This is a genomic window from Bradyrhizobium sp. LB13.1 (genome assembly GCF_054056815.1).
This window is the reverse complement of record NZ_JBSRYQ010000001.1, coordinates 4,430,880-4,445,923: the sequence shown is the minus strand read 5'-3', so window position 1 is coordinate 4,445,923 and position 15,044 is coordinate 4,430,880. Positions and strand designations below refer to the sequence as shown.

The following is a 15,044-nucleotide window of genomic DNA, read 5'->3' as shown; positions in this document are numbered from 1 at the left end:
CTCCGAAGGAGCAACCCCTAAGAGGGGAATCCCACATTGCGAATATTATCTCTCCGCCCGGCACCTCCTGGCGGCAGCACAATTGCGCGTTTCGACCTCGAACTAAACAACCATTTGCGCTTGTACAATTTGGGCCTTCGTCAGCGCGGTAACGGCCGTTGTTGGACCGTCGCGCCCAACGCCTTCAGCGAGCGCACTGCTGCGTTCGGTGAACAATTCAATCGCGCAATTTCTGATCTGGCCTTCGCGGCCCTCATGGAGCTTCCGGCCGATGAATCCATCGCAGCCTAAGATCGCGGACTCGCCCGCGTATTGGACGCACAAGATCGGCGACCCTACTGGCCCAGTGGCAGTTGGGAGAATGTCCCAGCTGGTAGACTTCGATCCTCGCCTGTCGGAAACGTCAAGGCTGGTCTACCGATTTCTGATCAATTGGTATCACCACGAACACGGCGATGCCTTGCTCTCGCAACGACACGTTGCCACGGTTATGAAGAAGCGCGCGCCTGATGGCGCAGAATGCCCGTCACGTTCGGCGGTTTCGCGTGCAATCATATTGCTACTGGAAACAGGTTGGGTGGTGCGCACCTATCGGGGTAGAGGGCGCAACAAGAGCGCCAGCCGATACATCCCCGTCTTCAATGTGCTCGATTTGGCGGAGCAAGGGCGGTTTCCAGAACTGGCCCAGCAGGCGGGCCGGTTTGATGATTCACAGAACCGGCCCACTACGCGGGCCACTACTGGCCCAGCAGGTGGGCCAGTTCATGCCTCAAGTGGCCCAGCATGTGGGCCGAAGACTCACATACCTGACTCGGGGACAGACCCGAGGACAGGTATGTATGGAGTATCCGCCAGCGGGCCGGACGCTGAGGCGCCGGCCGTGGCGGGAATAGATTTCAACCGCGTCTGGAAAGCCTACGGCAAGCTTGGCGATAAGCAGGCTAGTAGGCTCGCCTTCGAAGCCATCAGCAGCCCCGACGTCAACCACATCGTCAGCCGAGCTACTGCGTGGGCTGCAAGCGCAAAGCCAGGCCGGCGCCGTATGCCGCTGGAAAAATGGCTGGCCGCTGAAAAATATGACGAAGCCGACCGCAGCGTGAGACCGAAGGCTGAGCCACCAGAGCTAGCCGAGGAGGATGACATGGGGAGGCGCCGCTCCAGTACCGTTGACGCAGCCGAGGCCGCCGAGCATGACCGCAAACTCAGCGGGGCAGCCATTGAAATCAGTGTGCCACGCAGCGTGCCGCTTACCGTGGTGTCAACCGCGGTGAAAAGAAGGGGCGGCGATACCTGGATGGCTCTCCAGACTGACCACGGGCGCGTTGCCGTCCTGGTTGAGGGGAGCAACGCTCCTATTCAGGACGCGGGGCAGGAGCACCTTCGGCGGCTTGCCTACGCCTGCGGGGTCGACACCATTGGTGACCCGGCCGAGTTGCACGGTACGTCCTTCATGATAGCTCGCGGCACGTTTGCCGCCCCACCTAACAGGGAGGCTGCATGACGGGGCAGGGGTGGGTCTAATCTCTTGGGCGTTTGTCCTCGGAAACCGGCCGCCAAGTCACGCGCTAAATCCCGCAGATATCGGGATTATTTTGCCAGTGACACAAAATGAAAACCTGCGGCGTCGCGTCTGCGAGTGCCCAACCGGTAGTTAGGAGGAATCGGCGCAGAGCCTCGACCTACCCCTGGGGTGGTCCTCATCCCTTGGACCCCGGTACCAAACAAACCAGTGGTCCAGCCACGCGTAACTTTTTTGATTGTTTTTGATTTATCGGCCTAGCGCCGAGAGCACCAGAGGGCCGCGCAGCCGGCCGCCAGCACGTCAACGGAGGGCACATGCCCGCAGCACACCAAGATTACCGCTCGGCTCTGTCAGCATGGCAGCCCACGCCAGCCAACGACAATGGCCTGGTCACCGCCGACGGCTTCATCAGCCTGGCAGCCCGCCGCGCCTATGTGCAGCGCCCGCAGCGCAAGCCCGAGCCCCTTCTAAAGCTACCGACGCTGGAGCGCATCGGCCGGGTAGCGCCCGACGCGGTGCCGTTATGGAAGTATTGGCGCGATCTGCAATCTGCACCGGCACCGGACGTCTTCGCGGAGCCGGAGATCATCGTTGATGAGGGCGAGGAGCCCGCGAACATGGGATTCTCTCCAGGCGAACAGGATCTGGAGTGCCGCCCCTCGGTTGATGAAATGCTGCGCGCCATCGAGGGCGCCGGGCGCGTGTCGGTGGTCTGCACGGTTCAGAACGGCAAGCGTCGCGACGTTCGGCAGGTCAGTCGGCCATGCACCACCAGCCGGATCGGCGATCTCGTATTCCGCAAGGGCCGCCTTGTCCGCTATGGCCGCACGGCGCGCGGCGTTCCGCTAAAACCAATCGAGCGCCTTCGCGCGGAGAAGGGCAGCCGGAAACCGCCGCCGCCGCGTGACCTGCGTTGGTTGGTGCAGACCGGTGCGCCGATCGCGAAGAACGCCGGCTTCCTTGCCGGGTCGAGCCATTCAACGGGCCGGAGTGGTGCGCCAATTGAGTGCTTCATGGACCAACAGCTTGAGCGGAACGCCGAGGAAACAACCCTACGGGCGGCACTTGGCCCCCACGCCGAGATCCTTGATCTGGCGATTGGCGACGCAACCGCCCGTGCGATAGGCGAGAGCCGTGGCTACAGCGGCAAGCATGCTGAACGTCGCGGCGTGTTTCTCGTCAACGAGGCATTCGCAGCACTGCGCGCGTTGGTTGGTGAAAATATTTTGCAGAAGGTGGCGTAAGCGGCCCCTAAACCGCCGCGCCAATCCGTATCTATATAGAAGGCAGCAGCCTAGCGCTGCCGACGTGCTCACCTTGGCTCCGGCTTCGGCCGGTGTCTTTTTCCGATTGCCGCGGATGTACCGGCTCGGAACTTTGCGAACACAGCCGACATTTTTTATAAAGGAGAAGAGAACGTGGCGAAACTCGCCGACGTGCTCGCAGCGATCGATTCCCTTGGGTTCGATCCAGCGCGAGCCAAACACTGTTGCGCGCCGCTTAAGCGAGTCTGGCGCAATTCCTTCTGGTGGGCCTGCCCGCGCACCCGATTTGGACGAAGACGACACCCTCAGACTGATCGTTGGTATTGCGACTTCGCCTAAGCTTCGTTTGGCAGACAAATCAGTCTCTGTTTATGAGGCTCTCTCACCCGCCGGCTCAGACATTCCAGACAATGCGCCCGACTCCGTTCCACGCACCGCTGCAGAGGCAATTGCGGTGGAAGTCGAGTGCGCCCGCGGCGGCAATTCCACCGCTAGATTGTCATTTCTGACATTTATCCGCTCTTGGCCAGAGGTTGTGATCGAGCGGCCCGGCGGCACCATGCGCCGCTTTCGACAGACCGGCGAGAATGCCGCGCACTGGAAGCGCGACGGGCACCGAACGGCCACGACGATTCCGGTGTCAGCAATTGCGAATATTTTGGATGATCTCTTTGGAAAGGTTACTGCCTAAATGGCTTCAATTTTGAGAAAGACCGCGGCTGCAGAACAGTTCCGCGTCCCGAGTTTGGCGGAAGCCGACCAGACGTATGCGGCGCTGTTGGCCAAATCTGCCGAGCTACATAATCGGCAATCCGTGCTGCGCGATGAAATCAATGCTGCCGACAAGCAGCTTCGCGACGCTCGCGCGGCGCCTGGCGAACGGCTATCGGACAGCGTGGCCGCGCTTCTGGGCGACGCGCCAGATTCAGCACATGGACTGCGCAAAAACGTTGTGGAATTGCGCAGGCAGGCTGGCGATGTCGAGGCCGCCACTGAGATCCAGCGGCGACGCATCACGGAGGCCAAATCGGCGGCGAGCGGGCTTGTGGTTGCGCAATGTCGTGACGAGTATCGGCGCCGATGTGCCGCGGTAGCCAAGGCCGCATCAGCGCTGCATGAGGCCCGGATGGCATATCTCGATTTGAAATGGCAATTCGAGGCCGAGGACGTCTCTTGGACGTCGCTTGGCCCGCTCTCGATCGGATTTCTTGGCGACCATACCGATGGACAGTTGGTGGCTCTAAGCAAGGGGGCCGGGAATGTTTGAGCGTGCAGATAGGCGCGACGCGAAGCCAAGTCGCAAAATCCTCTACCGAGGCAAGCCGCTTAACGTGACGGACCCCGATCCGCTCGCCATCGCTCGCGTACTGCGAAAGAACTCCAAACATAAAAAGCGGATCGCCCGGCTTGAGGCGGCGGAGGCGAAGGTTGCTAAAGGCTGACTTCGAGACACGAAACGCAGATGCACCAGAAGCCGGCGAGGGTCTGATAAAAGGCTATGCCGCGGTTTTCAATGAACCGGCGGTCATCTCCGGGCTCTTCGTTGAGAAGATTGCGCCCGGAGCTTTCTCTGAAACACTGAAGCAAGGCGATGTACTCGCCTTGGTTGCCCATGATTGGTCGCGGGTCCTGGGACGCCAATCGGCGGGGTCGCTACGGCTTAGCGAGAACGGAATTGGGCTGGCTTTTGAGCTTGACGCCGATCTGACGACGCCCTCCGGCCAGGAGATATTTGGAACGGTCAAGCGCCGCGACGTTCGCGGCTGCAGTTTTGGTTTTTCTGTGCGCGAGGAGTCATGGAGCGACGATAGCGATTTGCCTATTCGCACGCTCCTGCGAATTGATCTCAGGGAAATATCCATCTTGGCCAATCCCGCCTACGACAAAACCGCAGCGTGGGTGTCGCAGCGCGCCAACAACAACGCACACGCCCAACGGCGAATAGCAGCGCGGCGGGAAGCCATGCGGATTAGGGGCATGCTGTGATCCCGATAGCACCATTCGCCGCTGAGATTCAGTGCGGTCGAGAATGGGTGCCATGTACCGTTGTCGGCGTGGCTGGCGATGACGATTGCCCGCGCCTCGTCGTGCTATTCGAGGACGATAGGGGCATGACGACCGCGATGCGCGTGCGTGACGTGCGCCGCGTCGCGCCTGCGCCCATGCAATGGGAATAGGGGGGTACCAATTATCTCTTTCACCATGGCCGCTGGCTACCGGCGTTTTTCCAAACCGCGCGCATCTGCAATTCAAAATATGGGTCCATTCCATGGCTAGGCCACGCCTACCGCATCTCCGCGCGCGCAACCCCGTCCTGCATCTCGTCATGCCGGGCCTTGAGGTTGCTCGCGAGATGCCGCTGCCGCGCGAGACCGTGACCGCTTTCCTGCGGCGCTCTGGTTGGGCAACGCGAGACCGCAAGTATGGCTGGCAGTTCCGCAAGGGCCTGCCGACTATCCTTGAGATCAATGGCGAGGCGGTGCTGCGCAAGGACTGGCGACGTCGGCGCATCCGAGCCAGCGACTCTGTGCGCTTGGTTTCCTATCCGCTCGGTGGCGGCGGCAACGGCGGCGCCAAGCAGGTCATTGGCTTGGTGGCGTTGGTCGCGGTGGCCGCGTTTGCTGGTCCATTGGGTGGTGCGATTGCAAGCGCTCTCTCGCTTTCTGCAGGTGTAGGCACCGCGATCGGTGCGGGCCTCGCAATTGGCGGCTCGCTGCCGGTCAGCGCAGTACGCATGGTCAATTTTCAATTTGAGGATTTTTACAATGTCGGCATCTAACCTTGTCGTTGGCTCTGACGGCTCGCATCTCATCTCGGACGGGCTTGTTTGGAATACAGCAGATCAAACGATCACTGCGATTTGCAATAAGGCGATTCTATTGCCGCAGTTCAAAGCAGCCGCAACGGTCCGCGCTGAGCAGTTTGTTGTTTTCCAGGCCGTGTCGCTGGCTCTATCGACGATGACTGCAAGCGGCTTTGACGAGTTCAAGGGCGCTATCGGGCCGACGCTGATGGAGCTGAATGATCGGATGGCCGCAATGGGCGCAGCAAGCCCGTTCGAGGTATCGGTCGCGGGAATTTCGGAACAGCATGGTCCCTCCGGTTTCCGGATCACGACGCTGCAGGCCGGCGGCGAGCACCTCGAATCATGGCGGGTGATTGACATGCCGCGCGGGTTTAACCCGTGCCCGTGCAACACCGAGGCGGATGAGCAGGAGATCCGGGTTGCATTGGCCGCTGCGCCTCGAAACCTTGAGAGCCACGCAATTGCGGCGCTGAAAACGCAGCGTGATATCGCTAGCCGGGACTTCGCTGAGGGCCGGACTCCGTGTTGGGTGGGTGGCTTCGCGCAACTGACGACAATCACCACCAACGGCATTAGCACGCGGATCATTCACCGCTGGCCGAATGATGTTGTCGGGGCGAAATTGGTCTCGCGCTGATGACTCGCGAGCCAGCAGTGAAAATAAATCCCAACAACCTCCCGCCTGACATGACCGCGCCACCGCCGGATGCACGCGGATGGCTCGCGTTCCAGCCTTCCTCCGGCAAGATCTGGTGGAAACTAAACGGCGAGTGGCTTCCGATCGCAAAGGCGCGGGCTCTGATTGAATCAAGGAATTCCAAATGACTGCTCTCTCTTCATACTCCACCGGCACCGTTTCCGTTAGCGCGGACGGAACGATCGTTACCGCATCAAGCGCGCTTTGGTTGACCAACGTTAAGCCAGGGGATCTTTTCCAGAGCGGCCATTTTTGCGTTCCGATCACGGACATCACCGATGAGATGCATCTGTCCATTACGCCCTGGCCGGGCTCGACGGTGACCGGAGCGGCATATGCCATCTGGAAAGTGTCGCAACAGCGCATCGTCGGCGTGACCTACGCGGAGTCCGTCGCCAAACTTGTTTCAGCGCTTGATACGAGCGGATTCTTTGTCTTTGTAAATACCAGCCAGACCACGCCAGACCCCTCGCTCGGAGACGACGGCCAGTATGCGTTCCAGCCGACCACCGGCAAGACGTGGGCGAAGGTCGCTGGTGTCTGGACCTTTCTTGGTATTTACAAAGCGTTCCAGCTTCTCGGGGCGTGGTCTGGCGCCACCGCCTACGCGGCAGGCGACGTCGTGACGCTGAGCGGGTCGAGCTACGTGTGCGTACTCGCCCACACCAATCACACCCCGCCGAACGTGACCTATTGGCAATTGCTGGCGAGCAAGGGTGATACTGGCGCCACCGGATCGACTGGCGCGGCTGGAACCAATGGCACTAATGGCGCCGGCTACGGCGGCACATCGATCACATCACTGGCGATCGGTACGGGCTCCAAGGCGTTCACGACCCAGGCGGGGCTTGCTTACACCAATGGTGCGCGAGTGCGGGCTAGTTATACCGGCGATCCGGTGAACTATTGGATGGAAGGCGTTGCGACCTATAGCGGCACGACCCTAACAATCACTGTCGATAAAACCAACAATTCCGCGACTTGGGCGAGTTGGAATCTCAACGTTGTCGGCCAACCCGGCGCTGGCGATCTGTCGAGCGCGAACAATCTTTCGGACGTGGCGAGTGCGCAATCCTCGCGCGGCAATTTGGGCGTTCTGTCGCCGCCTCAGGGGCGATTGACCCTTGCAACGGCAACGCCGGTCATGACGACGACGCAGAGCGCCAAGACGATGTTGTTTTATGCGCTCTATGCCGGCAATCAGTTGCCGCTCTATGACGGCACCAAATTTACGATGTCGACGTTCGCAGAACTGTCGATTGCGACGACCGACACGACCAAGAACCCGGCGGCGATCGGCGCCAGCAAGGTTAACGATTGGTTCGTATGGGATGACGGTGGTACGCAGCGCCTGTCACATGGCCCCGACTGGACGAACGACACGACCCGTTCAGCCGGCACGGCGCTGGTGAAGGTCAATGGCATCTTGCTCAACAATGCCAGCATCACCAATGGGCCGGCCGCATCGCGCGGAACGTATGTTGGCACCACGCGCAGCAACGCATCATCGCAACTCGACTGGATCGTGGGCGGATCGGCATCGGGCGGCGTCGCAGGGTTTCTCGGCGTCTGGAACGCCTACAACCGCGTGACAGCTTCCGCGGCGTCGAACGACAACGGGGCTCCTTATACCTACTCCAGCGCAACCGTCAGGCAAGCGAGAGCATCCGCGGGCAATCAAATATCGGCTGTGTTCGGGTTGGCTGAGGATGGGACGCAGATTTCGTGTGCATCACGCATTGGTCTGGTTGCGAACGGGGCGGCCGCGGTTTCGGGTATTGGTGTGGATGCGACTAATGCCTTTATCGGCCAAGGGGTTCTTGCCGGCGGACCGAATACTACTCAGGTCGGTGGAGCAGCCGCGTACTCGGTTCCGCCGCTATTGGGTTTGCACGTGTTCTCAGCCAACGAACAGGGCGATAGCACCAACGCCAACAACATCAACGTAGCGTCTCAAAACGCATTGAGTGTTCTAGCTAGGATGTAAATCGGAGAGAGTTTCAAAACATCCGATCCAACGGGTTCGGCACAACCAGAACCGTCACCGTCCATGTCACATTCATTAGGGAAGTAAATTGGCAAATGATTTAGTCGTTCAACTCGGCGCAAAGCTGGATCAATTCGCTAGCGTGTCGGGTCTGCGGTGGCTGCGGAGGCGCTTTCCACTCAGGGCGTCAGTGCAGCCGTCTGATCTTCTTTTTGCGCTTAGCAGTCGCCTTCTTAATCTGTCCTCGCAAGCGAAGGATTTCTGCCCATCGAGCCGCGATCTCCGGGTCGAATGGTGCCCATGTCGGCTTGCCTTTTTGACGGTTGCGCTTCGCCATGTTTGCAGCCTAGCGGCTGCAACCGGCGCTCGCGCGATCATTCCGTCGTTAAGCTTGATGGGCGCGCGCCAGGTTAATTCTGGAACCGCACGCGCGGAGGTCGTTCGACGATGACGATTACCGCTGATGGCCCAGACCAATTCCCAGCACGATAGCCTTCTGACGGAGTGCGCCCTCGGTGCGCTTGGTCATCTTGGCTATCTTTACGACTGGTGTCCGAGCCTTCGAGTGCGCCTTGAGGTCCTTGATATCGCCATTTGTCCACTCGCGGCGAACAGTCTTCTTCGTTTTCTTAGCCAAGACGGCGCTCCTTCATTGGTAGGAGCGCCGTCTAACACATAGCGCGCGGTACGCAAACCCAGGGCGACCGCAGATGTAACCTCGCGTCTCAATTGTCCTGATTATGTTGTGATTAGGATACCAATGTCAGCGGCCGAAGAGCGAATGGTCTCCGAGGTCACAGATGGGCCAACAGGCGACATTCGCGAATGGAGAGGCGCCAACCTAGACGTCTATCCTCTAACGGGCGCCCATCTTCGCATACTGCTCGCGAAGCTGTTGCGAACGCTCATCGTAGAAGAAGGACAGAAATGCATAACGACGGCCGCGCGTTACTGGCGTTACTTCGTGCAACAGCGAGCAGGAAAATACAATGGCGTCGCCTGGTGTAGCGCAGCGAACTTGATCTCCGAATTCGGGAAAGCGAAGATGGCCGCCTTCGTAGTCCTCATTGAGATTGATCGTCACGGCGAAACGTCGGTGAGCCACGATCGCTGCCGTATTATCACGGTGCGGCCGAAAATAACCGCCAGACTGCGCATCGTAACAGCCAATAAGGTAGCGCTCTACGCGTGTCGTTTGGAATTGAAAGGCTCGAAAGACCATCGGCAGTAGACGACGCGCCAGCAGCGCTTTGGTTTGATCGATACGCTGTTGATCCGAGATGTAGTAGTCGCGACGTTTCCTGAAGTTTGGATCAAATCGTTCGACGATTTCTCCGTCCTTTTCTATTGAACCGATTTCGCGCCCGCCCTCCGATTGATAAAGCTCAACAAGTTCGCGACAAAAGCTCCGGTCAAAGACCTGCGGAACCACCAGCACTGGCGCATTCTGGGCGCGAGGCGGATTCGCGAGACGATTGCTCAGACTTGACATGATCCGTTTGTGGAATGCGGCCGATTCAGTCCACGGAACCACCTCGATGATCTGCATTGTTGGACCCAATAGGAAGGCCACTGGCGTCACGGTAGGTTCGGCCAATCCGTATAGCTTCGCCACAACGCCATTGGCATCCAGAAAAAACAACTGCCCACGATAGTGATCTTTTAGGCGTCCTTGTTTCTCGTCCTCAGGGTCGTTGCTTATGCCGAGAAACAAGGCTCGTGTCCCGTCGAGTAGGTTATTATCACGGCCGACCTCAGCCAGAAACTCGATCATCTCGGGCGTTGCGGCGGAGCCAAAGAAGAACAGTATGATGTGTCGACCAGCTAATTCATCAAAGGTGCCCGCGGCTTCACCATTCCTTCGTATCGTTCCAGAAAACCAGGGAGCCGGTTCGCCGACGCTAAGGGGTGAGATGGTCATGATCGCTAGTCTCTATTGGGGATTTGGCCGCGTATTCTCTCAGAACTTTGACAGACTCTTGACCACATTGTGCTGCTTGGGGGACACTTAGCCTCGCGCGCAAACGCCGTCGCTTCTAGACGTCAGATCTTCCCGCTTTGGGTCGAAACAGCCGAATAGAGGCAGGACTTTCTATGTTGGCGCCAACATACTTTTTGCGGTCGAAATCAGAGCTTCCACAGCGGATTTACAGGTTCGGCTATGGGTCACAAGCCGCCGATCACGCCCAAGGTGGGCGACTTCCGCTCTGCGTTGATAAGCCGACGTTTATGAGTACAGGTCCTAGTTAACAAGTGTCGTGCTTTTCCTCTGGCCAATCAATTGGCTTGCAGAACAGACCGCGGCGGCTGATCTCTTTGAACAAGCGGTCCGCCCGGCACCTTGCGGCGGGGCCGACAAGGCGCGTACCCGCCGACACGTCGGCGTGGACTTCGTGACGGATGAACTCGTACATCCGTAGAATGAACTGATCGGAAAGGCCGTCAAAGTCTTCCATGGCAGAGGGCACCATCTTCGTCAGAACAACCAGGTCATCAGCCGCCAGCTGGCCCAGCCCATTGCGGCGATCCACGCAATCATTGCGGTGGCAGCCAAGGCCAGGAAGGCTCACCGGTCAACCTTAATAGCCCAGTGGGCGGCGGCGTTACCGTTCACGGCGGCTCGATCAACATACAAGGCGATGCCAGCGAGAAAACCGTTGCGCTGATTAAGGCGGCGATGGCCCAGCAGAACGCGCGCAACTTCCGGGCCGAGTTGTTGCCGCGGTGAATAACGCCAAGTCGCGACGCGTGTTGTAGGGAGGCGCGATGCTAACGCTGCCGTTTGACCAACCCTGTCTTTTCCGACGGGTGCCGGCCGCTCCAAGATGTGGGCATGATCGCCGCGCTGAAAGACGAGGGCGGCGATGCGACGTTACTACTTCCCGATTCTCCACAAGGGAGAGACACAGGCGGACGATGCAGGGGAGATGTTTGGCTCTGCTGAGCTGGCGGTCCAATATGTGTTGCGGGGGATATCGCCAGCGATCCCGATTACGACCGCGGTGCGGGCACGGTCGTAATCGTGGTCGACGCCTCCGGTGCTGAGATCGCGCGGCACAGGGTTTAGGGGCGGGCGGAAGCGGTGGAGGTGAGGGCCGCGCTGGCCCAGCACGACGCTGCGTTGCCGGTGAAGGCGATTGACGCGGTTATCTAGCCAACCTCCTAACTAGACAGCGTCATCTCCCCACTTCTCGCGGACTTCCGCCGTATATTCATCGAAGTTATCGATGCGTCGTTCTGTAGCGGAAATGGTAACGAGAAATACCGCGCCAAGTGCAAAGAAAGCGCCGCTAAGAAGGCCAATAACGAAACGTGCGGGCTCCAGAGCCGTAATGTCAAAATGGGGGTGCGGGAAGGTTATGAAAGCCGTTAGTGCAAGCGTAGAAGCTGCCAATTCGAAACAGACGCAGAGCGCGCCCATCATTATGTAAAAGGGATACTTGTCTCTGGTACCGTCTCTGAACGCTTTAACCTGGCGGTAGACTCTCAGCTCCTGCCCTTTGCTTCGCGTCCATTTTATAAGCCTGCGTCGGTCAAGATAAGAAACTAGATGAGGGGTGAGCAGGTTGGTGGCAATCCCGAGTGGGACAGCTAGCCCGAGCGAAATGATTCCGATCCAGTCACCGAATCCCATCACTACCCCCGGCTATTCCCAGCGCGCATCTTGCACTATCCGCAACCTGGCTGCTAGGCGGCAAAGCCTCTGCGTATCCAGCGAAATATGAGGATAACTAAAAATGCGAACAGCCAAAACACGGGAAGGGGCGCAAAGGCCATAAACAAAACATCGCCCAGGCGAGGGTCTCTAAATGGCTTAGCGTCCTCCCAGGATTGTTTGAAGCAGTCGAAATCCTTCGCTGTGGTACCCGCATCCTTGCCGCGTTGACAGACTTCATAGGCAAATTGGAAGAAACTGTTTGAGCGAGATAGTTCTTCGTTGTTTTGGTAGAGCCCGCCGCCTATCGCCCATATGGCCGAAAGCACAATACCAATTCTAGCCCAGCCTTTGATGCGCATTGCTCAAGCTACCCTAGCCGCTCCAAGTCGGAGAGGAATTTGTGATGGCGGGAATGGGCTAACTGATCTTGAATCCCTTAGACGCCCGCGAACGCCTCTTTGATCTTCCTGTTTACGTCGCTCTTCACCAAATCAACGGCCCGCTTCTTGATTTCATCATAGGGGCCGAAGTCGACACCACATTCTTTGCAGGTGGCGTGCGAGTCATCAGTGTGGTTATCGGGCAGGGTAAATTTCGGTGCAGCCGCACTTTGGGCATTTGAAGGTCACGTTGATGTTCTCAGTAGTCATCGTTCTGGTCTCCTAGTTAGGCAAGCCGTAAGATCTTCAAATTCATAGTTTGCAGGGCCATGCCCGACTGAGGGCGGTCATCGCCAGGATTCGAAAAGGTTCATTGAGGATCTGCGGATTGTTTTGCATGTAACTAACGACAATTCGAGCAGCCTGCTCTTTAGTGTGGCCCTTAGGAGGGCAGGTTTTGAAGCCTTCGGGAAGCGCATTGCCCAGGAAAGTGAGCGTTCCGATCGCGCCGCCGCACTCGCCGTCCCAAACGTCGAATTGTCCATGCTTGAATATGTAGTGTTCGCAATGTTGAAGCATGTAGTTGCCGCTATTGAAATCGGCTTCGTTCGCGAGTACGGACGAAACGGGAGCGAACGCGAGAGCGGCGGACAGGATCGCAATCCTCATTTCGTGGCCTCCTACCTAGTAACCCGCACATCGCCGTACTCGTCCTCGGCGGCTCGTTGCACGACCTCCATGTCGCTTCCGGCGAGCAGAGAGCCAAGGCCGAAAAAGACCATACCGCCGATCCAGACGACGGCGAGAGCGGCCAGGAAAGATGATTGCCCAACGCCAACTCCGGTCTGCAGCTTTGACATTGTGTCTGCTGCGTCAACAATGATGACGGCGAAACCTGCGATGCCCCAGACCCAAAACAGCATGGCCAAAACAAATCGCATCCCGCGTGTACGCTGGTTGATCTGATAAATCTCATCCCAGCGCTGGCGCGCTCGAAATACCCACATTGATGAAAATCCCCCAGAACCAATGCGCTACCATAGATCGAGGGCGATGGAGCGGGCAACTAGGCTTTCGGCTTGATCTTGAGCGCCCGCCGCATCAGCGTCCGAATAGCCTCCGGCCGGGTAGGTGCGTGGTCTTGCTCTGCAATCCAATTGTCGACGGCCGATAGATCGTCCGGCTGAAGGCGAACGCCAACCAGCGTACCCTTGCCGGTTGCGGGCGGGCCTCGTTTTTTTCGTGTTATCACGGGTTGGCGCTTCATGGAATCCGTGTTAACACAGTTTCGGGGCCGGTCGAATGAGCCGGTTCGACAGGGGATATGAATGTCTGATCTCAATCTTAATGCTAGCGCCAGTATCGACCCATCCACGCCTTTCTGTGCCCACACCTACTACGCAGGCCTGAGAGCCAAGGGCTGCGACCCCGTTGTTTATAAGGGCGGTCTCCACTGGCTTGTTGGGGAGTCTTCGACGGGCAACCTCCACGCGTGGGCCGCGCATCACGATTTGGATGGTTCGCTCCGGCTCGAACACGCGCGGACAGCGTGGGCGACGCGGACGTCGGATGACGAGGCCATCCTGCTCGGCACCGCTCAGTAGCAATCCTTGACAAGCCACCCGCCGGAGCCCGCGTCAGCAACGGCGCGGGCTTTTTCTACGGTAAGCTCCGGATCGTGGGTAGTATCGTGGGTCAAATTATAAGACGACGAAAACCTTAGCAATTCAAATCATGTTAGGCGGACACCCCTTCCGCCAGTATATTGTTCTCCTCTGTTCGCAGTTGTTCGAACTCCACAGCAAAATCAGTGGCTTGCACCGAAAGACTGTACTTTGCAGTTCGCCGGTGTTCCTCCTAATCGGGTCGCTGACCGTGGTTTTTGCCCGTGGGTTCGGAGGACGGTTTTTCCCGGAGGAACAATGGCTGGAAGGCTCAAACCGCTCGACGTAGAACGCCAAACCAAGCCCGGCAAATACGCCGATGGCGATGGGCTCTACTTGATCATTACCGGACCAACATCGAAGAGCTGGTCATACAGATATTGGAAAGATGGCAAGGAGCGCTGGCACGGCCTCGGTTCCTTAAAGGACGTGTCGCTAAAGGATGCGCGGCTGGCACGGGATGCAGCGCGGCTGCGCGTGAAGGGCGATCGCAGCACCGCCGGCGTGGACATAGTGCAGGAGAGGCGAACGGCGCGCGAAGATGCGAAAGCCGTCGAGGCCAAGGTTGTGTTGCCGACGTTCGAGGAATGCGCGGAAGCCTACATCCGGACGAATTGGTCGACCTGGAGCGGGAAGCATCGCGATCAGTGGCCGTCCTCCCTCAAGCGTTACGTCTATCCCACCATCGGCAAGCTCACCATCCCGGAGATCAAGCCGAGCCACATCCACGATCTACTCAAGTCGATCTGGGTGGAGAAGCGCGAGACTGCGAACCGGGTCCGCGGCAGATTGAAACGATTGTTGCAAAGAACGTTGATATCGACGATCCAGACTTCCGCAATCCGGCCGAGCTTACGAGGCAGTTGCGCGAAAAGCTTCCAAAGCGCCCCAAGCGGGTCGTCCGCCATCATCCAGCCTTGCCGTACGCCGAGGCGCCTGCGTTCATGAAGCTACTTGCCGGTGCGTCGGGGACAGCTGCCGCCATGCTACGCTTCCTAATCTTCACGTCTTGCCGCACGAACGAGGCGGTCGAAGCGCATTGGGCGGAGATCGATCGCCCGAGCT

Annotated in this window: 20 protein-coding genes; 12 read left to right on the top strand and 8 right to left on the bottom strand. The window is 58.6% G+C overall.

The features are described 5' to 3' along the window. The first annotated feature begins 880 nt into the window (after nt 1–880). The 10 genes from ACVWYI_RS21125 (at nt 881) to ACVWYI_RS21080 (ending at nt 8,277) form a co-directional block, all read left to right on the top strand. On the top strand, nt 881–1,501 hold the full coding sequence (locus ACVWYI_RS21125) for a hypothetical protein (protein WP_456663096.1): 621 nt from the start codon (nt 881–883) through the stop codon (nt 1,499–1,501). Between the two features lie 335 nt (nt 1,502–1,836). After that, nucleotides 1,837–2,766: a hypothetical protein gene (locus ACVWYI_RS21120; RefSeq protein ID WP_456663095.1), complete on the top strand. Its 930-nt coding sequence runs from the start codon at nt 1,837–1,839 to the stop codon at nt 2,764–2,766. A gap of 214 nt (nt 2,767–2,980) precedes the next feature. Next, nucleotides 2,981–3,478: a hypothetical protein gene (locus ACVWYI_RS21115; RefSeq protein ID WP_456663094.1), complete on the top strand. Its 498-nt coding sequence runs from the start codon at nt 2,981–2,983 to the stop codon at nt 3,476–3,478. Continuing rightward, nucleotides 3,479–4,054, top strand: coding sequence for a hypothetical protein (locus ACVWYI_RS21110; RefSeq protein ID WP_456663093.1), 576 nt, complete (start codon nt 3,479–3,481; stop codon nt 4,052–4,054). Continuing rightward, nucleotides 4,047–4,229, top strand: coding sequence for a hypothetical protein (locus ACVWYI_RS21105; RefSeq protein WP_456663092.1), 183 nt, complete (start codon nt 4,047–4,049; stop codon nt 4,227–4,229). Before ACVWYI_RS21110 ends, ACVWYI_RS21105 begins: the two co-directional genes overlap by 8 nt. Next, nucleotides 4,216–4,773: an HK97 family phage prohead protease gene (locus ACVWYI_RS21100; protein WP_456663091.1), complete on the top strand. Its 558-nt coding sequence runs from the start codon at nt 4,216–4,218 to the stop codon at nt 4,771–4,773. The genes ACVWYI_RS21105 and ACVWYI_RS21100 overlap by 14 nt, the downstream gene beginning before the upstream one ends. Nucleotides 4,774–4,820: 47 nt before the next feature. Next, a complete protein-coding gene (locus ACVWYI_RS21095) occupies nt 4,821–4,964 on the top strand; it encodes a hypothetical protein (protein ID WP_456663090.1) in 144 nt (47 codons plus the stop codon). Nucleotides 4,965–5,113: 149 nt separating this feature from the next. Continuing rightward, on the top strand, nt 5,114–5,566 hold the full coding sequence (locus ACVWYI_RS21090) for a hypothetical protein (RefSeq protein ID WP_456663089.1): 453 nt from the start codon (nt 5,114–5,116) through the stop codon (nt 5,564–5,566). Continuing rightward, on the top strand, nt 5,553–6,230 hold the full coding sequence (locus ACVWYI_RS21085; RefSeq protein ID WP_456663088.1) for a hypothetical protein: 678 nt from the start codon (nt 5,553–5,555) through the stop codon (nt 6,228–6,230). The genes ACVWYI_RS21090 and ACVWYI_RS21085 overlap by 14 nt, the downstream gene beginning before the upstream one ends. A 184-nt stretch (nt 6,231–6,414) precedes the next feature. Then, nucleotides 6,415–8,277, top strand: a complete 1,863-nt coding sequence (locus ACVWYI_RS21080) for a carbohydrate-binding protein (RefSeq protein WP_456663087.1) — start codon at nt 6,415–6,417, stop codon at nt 8,275–8,277. A 187-nt stretch (nt 8,278–8,464) separates the two neighbouring features. On the opposite strand, the gene ACVWYI_RS21075 is transcribed toward ACVWYI_RS21080, so the two are convergent. The 4 genes from ACVWYI_RS21075 to ACVWYI_RS21060 all read right to left on the bottom strand — a co-directional run bounded on the left by ACVWYI_RS21075 (nt 8,465) and on the right by ACVWYI_RS21060 (nt 10,847). Next, a complete protein-coding gene (locus tag ACVWYI_RS21075; RefSeq protein ID WP_456649875.1) occupies nt 8,465–8,614 on the bottom strand; it encodes a hypothetical protein in 150 nt (49 codons plus the stop codon). Between the two features lie 117 nt (nt 8,615–8,731). Beyond that, nucleotides 8,732–8,914: a hypothetical protein gene (locus ACVWYI_RS21070; protein ID WP_456663086.1), complete on the bottom strand. Its 183-nt coding sequence runs from the start codon at nt 8,912–8,914 to the stop codon at nt 8,732–8,734. A gap of 219 nt (nt 8,915–9,133) precedes the next feature. Continuing rightward, nucleotides 9,134–10,198, bottom strand: a complete 1,065-nt coding sequence (locus ACVWYI_RS21065; protein ID WP_456663085.1) for a 2OG-Fe(II) oxygenase — start codon at nt 10,196–10,198, stop codon at nt 9,134–9,136. 325 nt (nt 10,199–10,523) lie between these two features. Further along, nucleotides 10,524–10,847, bottom strand: a complete 324-nt coding sequence (locus tag ACVWYI_RS21060; protein ID WP_456663084.1) for a hypothetical protein — start codon at nt 10,845–10,847, stop codon at nt 10,524–10,526. A gap of 20 nt (nt 10,848–10,867) precedes the next feature. Between ACVWYI_RS21060 and ACVWYI_RS21055 the strand changes: the two genes are divergently transcribed. Continuing rightward, the gene (locus tag ACVWYI_RS21055; RefSeq protein WP_456663083.1) at nt 10,868–11,005 is read left to right on the top strand and encodes a hypothetical protein; all 138 of its coding nucleotides are present in this window, start codon (nt 10,868–10,870) and stop codon (nt 11,003–11,005) included. Nucleotides 11,006–11,443: 438 nt separating this feature from the next. On the opposite strand, the gene ACVWYI_RS21050 is transcribed toward ACVWYI_RS21055, so the two are convergent. From ACVWYI_RS21050 to ACVWYI_RS21035, 4 genes are all read right to left on the bottom strand, one after another. Further along, nucleotides 11,444–11,911 (bottom strand): hypothetical protein, encoded by a 468-nt coding sequence (locus tag ACVWYI_RS21050; protein ID WP_456663082.1) that lies wholly within the window; start codon nt 11,909–11,911, stop codon nt 11,444–11,446. 53 nt (nt 11,912–11,964) lie between these two features. Next, the gene (locus ACVWYI_RS21045) at nt 11,965–12,294 is read right to left on the bottom strand and encodes a hypothetical protein (protein WP_456663081.1); all 330 of its coding nucleotides are present in this window, start codon (nt 12,292–12,294) and stop codon (nt 11,965–11,967) included. Nucleotides 12,295–12,627: 333 nt separating this feature from the next. Further along, nucleotides 12,628–12,984 carry a Rap1a/Tai family immunity protein gene (locus ACVWYI_RS21040; RefSeq protein WP_456663080.1) on the bottom strand — a complete coding sequence of 119 codons (357 nt, stop codon included), beginning with the start codon at nt 12,982–12,984 and terminating at the stop codon, nt 12,628–12,630. 11 nt (nt 12,985–12,995) lie between these two features. Next, entirely contained in the window at nt 12,996–13,322 is a 327-nt protein-coding gene (locus tag ACVWYI_RS21035) for a hypothetical protein (protein WP_456663079.1), read from the bottom strand. An 828-nt stretch (nt 13,323–14,150) separates the two neighbouring features. Between ACVWYI_RS21035 and ACVWYI_RS21030 the strand changes: the two genes are divergently transcribed. Continuing rightward, complete coding sequence (locus ACVWYI_RS21030; protein ID WP_456663078.1) at nt 14,151–14,927, top strand: tyrosine-type recombinase/integrase; 777 nt, start codon at nt 14,151–14,153, stop codon at nt 14,925–14,927. The last annotated feature ends 117 nt before the right edge of the window (nt 14,928–15,044 follow it).

Excerpts from the sequence above, each read along its gene's own strand:
- ACVWYI_RS21065 (WP_456663085.1), bottom strand. The coding sequence starts at position 10,198 with ATGACCATCTCACCCCTTAGCGTCGGCGAACCGGCTCCCTGGTTTTCT.
- ACVWYI_RS21050 (WP_456663082.1), bottom strand. The coding sequence starts at position 11,911 with ATGGGATTCGGTGACTGGATCGGAATCATTTCGCTCGGGCTAGCTGTC.
- ACVWYI_RS21035 (WP_456663079.1), bottom strand. The coding sequence starts at position 13,322 with ATGTGGGTATTTCGAGCGCGCCAGCGCTGGGATGAGATTTATCAGATC.
- ACVWYI_RS21075 (WP_456649875.1), bottom strand. The coding sequence starts at position 8,614 with ATGGCGAAGCGCAACCGTCAAAAAGGCAAGCCGACATGGGCACCATTC.
- ACVWYI_RS21085 (WP_456663088.1), top strand. The coding sequence starts at position 5,553 with ATGTCGGCATCTAACCTTGTCGTTGGCTCTGACGGCTCGCATCTCATC.
- ACVWYI_RS21110 (WP_456663093.1), top strand. The coding sequence starts at position 3,479 with ATGGCTTCAATTTTGAGAAAGACCGCGGCTGCAGAACAGTTCCGCGTC.
- ACVWYI_RS21090 (WP_456663089.1), top strand. The coding sequence starts at position 5,114 with ATGCCGGGCCTTGAGGTTGCTCGCGAGATGCCGCTGCCGCGCGAGACC.
- ACVWYI_RS21105 (WP_456663092.1), top strand. The coding sequence starts at position 4,047 with ATGTTTGAGCGTGCAGATAGGCGCGACGCGAAGCCAAGTCGCAAAATC.
- ACVWYI_RS21045 (WP_456663081.1), bottom strand. The coding sequence starts at position 12,294 with ATGCGCATCAAAGGCTGGGCTAGAATTGGTATTGTGCTTTCGGCCATA.
- ACVWYI_RS21080 (WP_456663087.1), top strand. The coding sequence starts at position 6,415 with ATGACTGCTCTCTCTTCATACTCCACCGGCACCGTTTCCGTTAGCGCG.
- ACVWYI_RS21040 (WP_456663080.1), bottom strand. The coding sequence starts at position 12,984 with ATGAGGATTGCGATCCTGTCCGCCGCTCTCGCGTTCGCTCCCGTTTCG.
- ACVWYI_RS21120 (WP_456663095.1), top strand. The coding sequence starts at position 1,837 with ATGCCCGCAGCACACCAAGATTACCGCTCGGCTCTGTCAGCATGGCAG.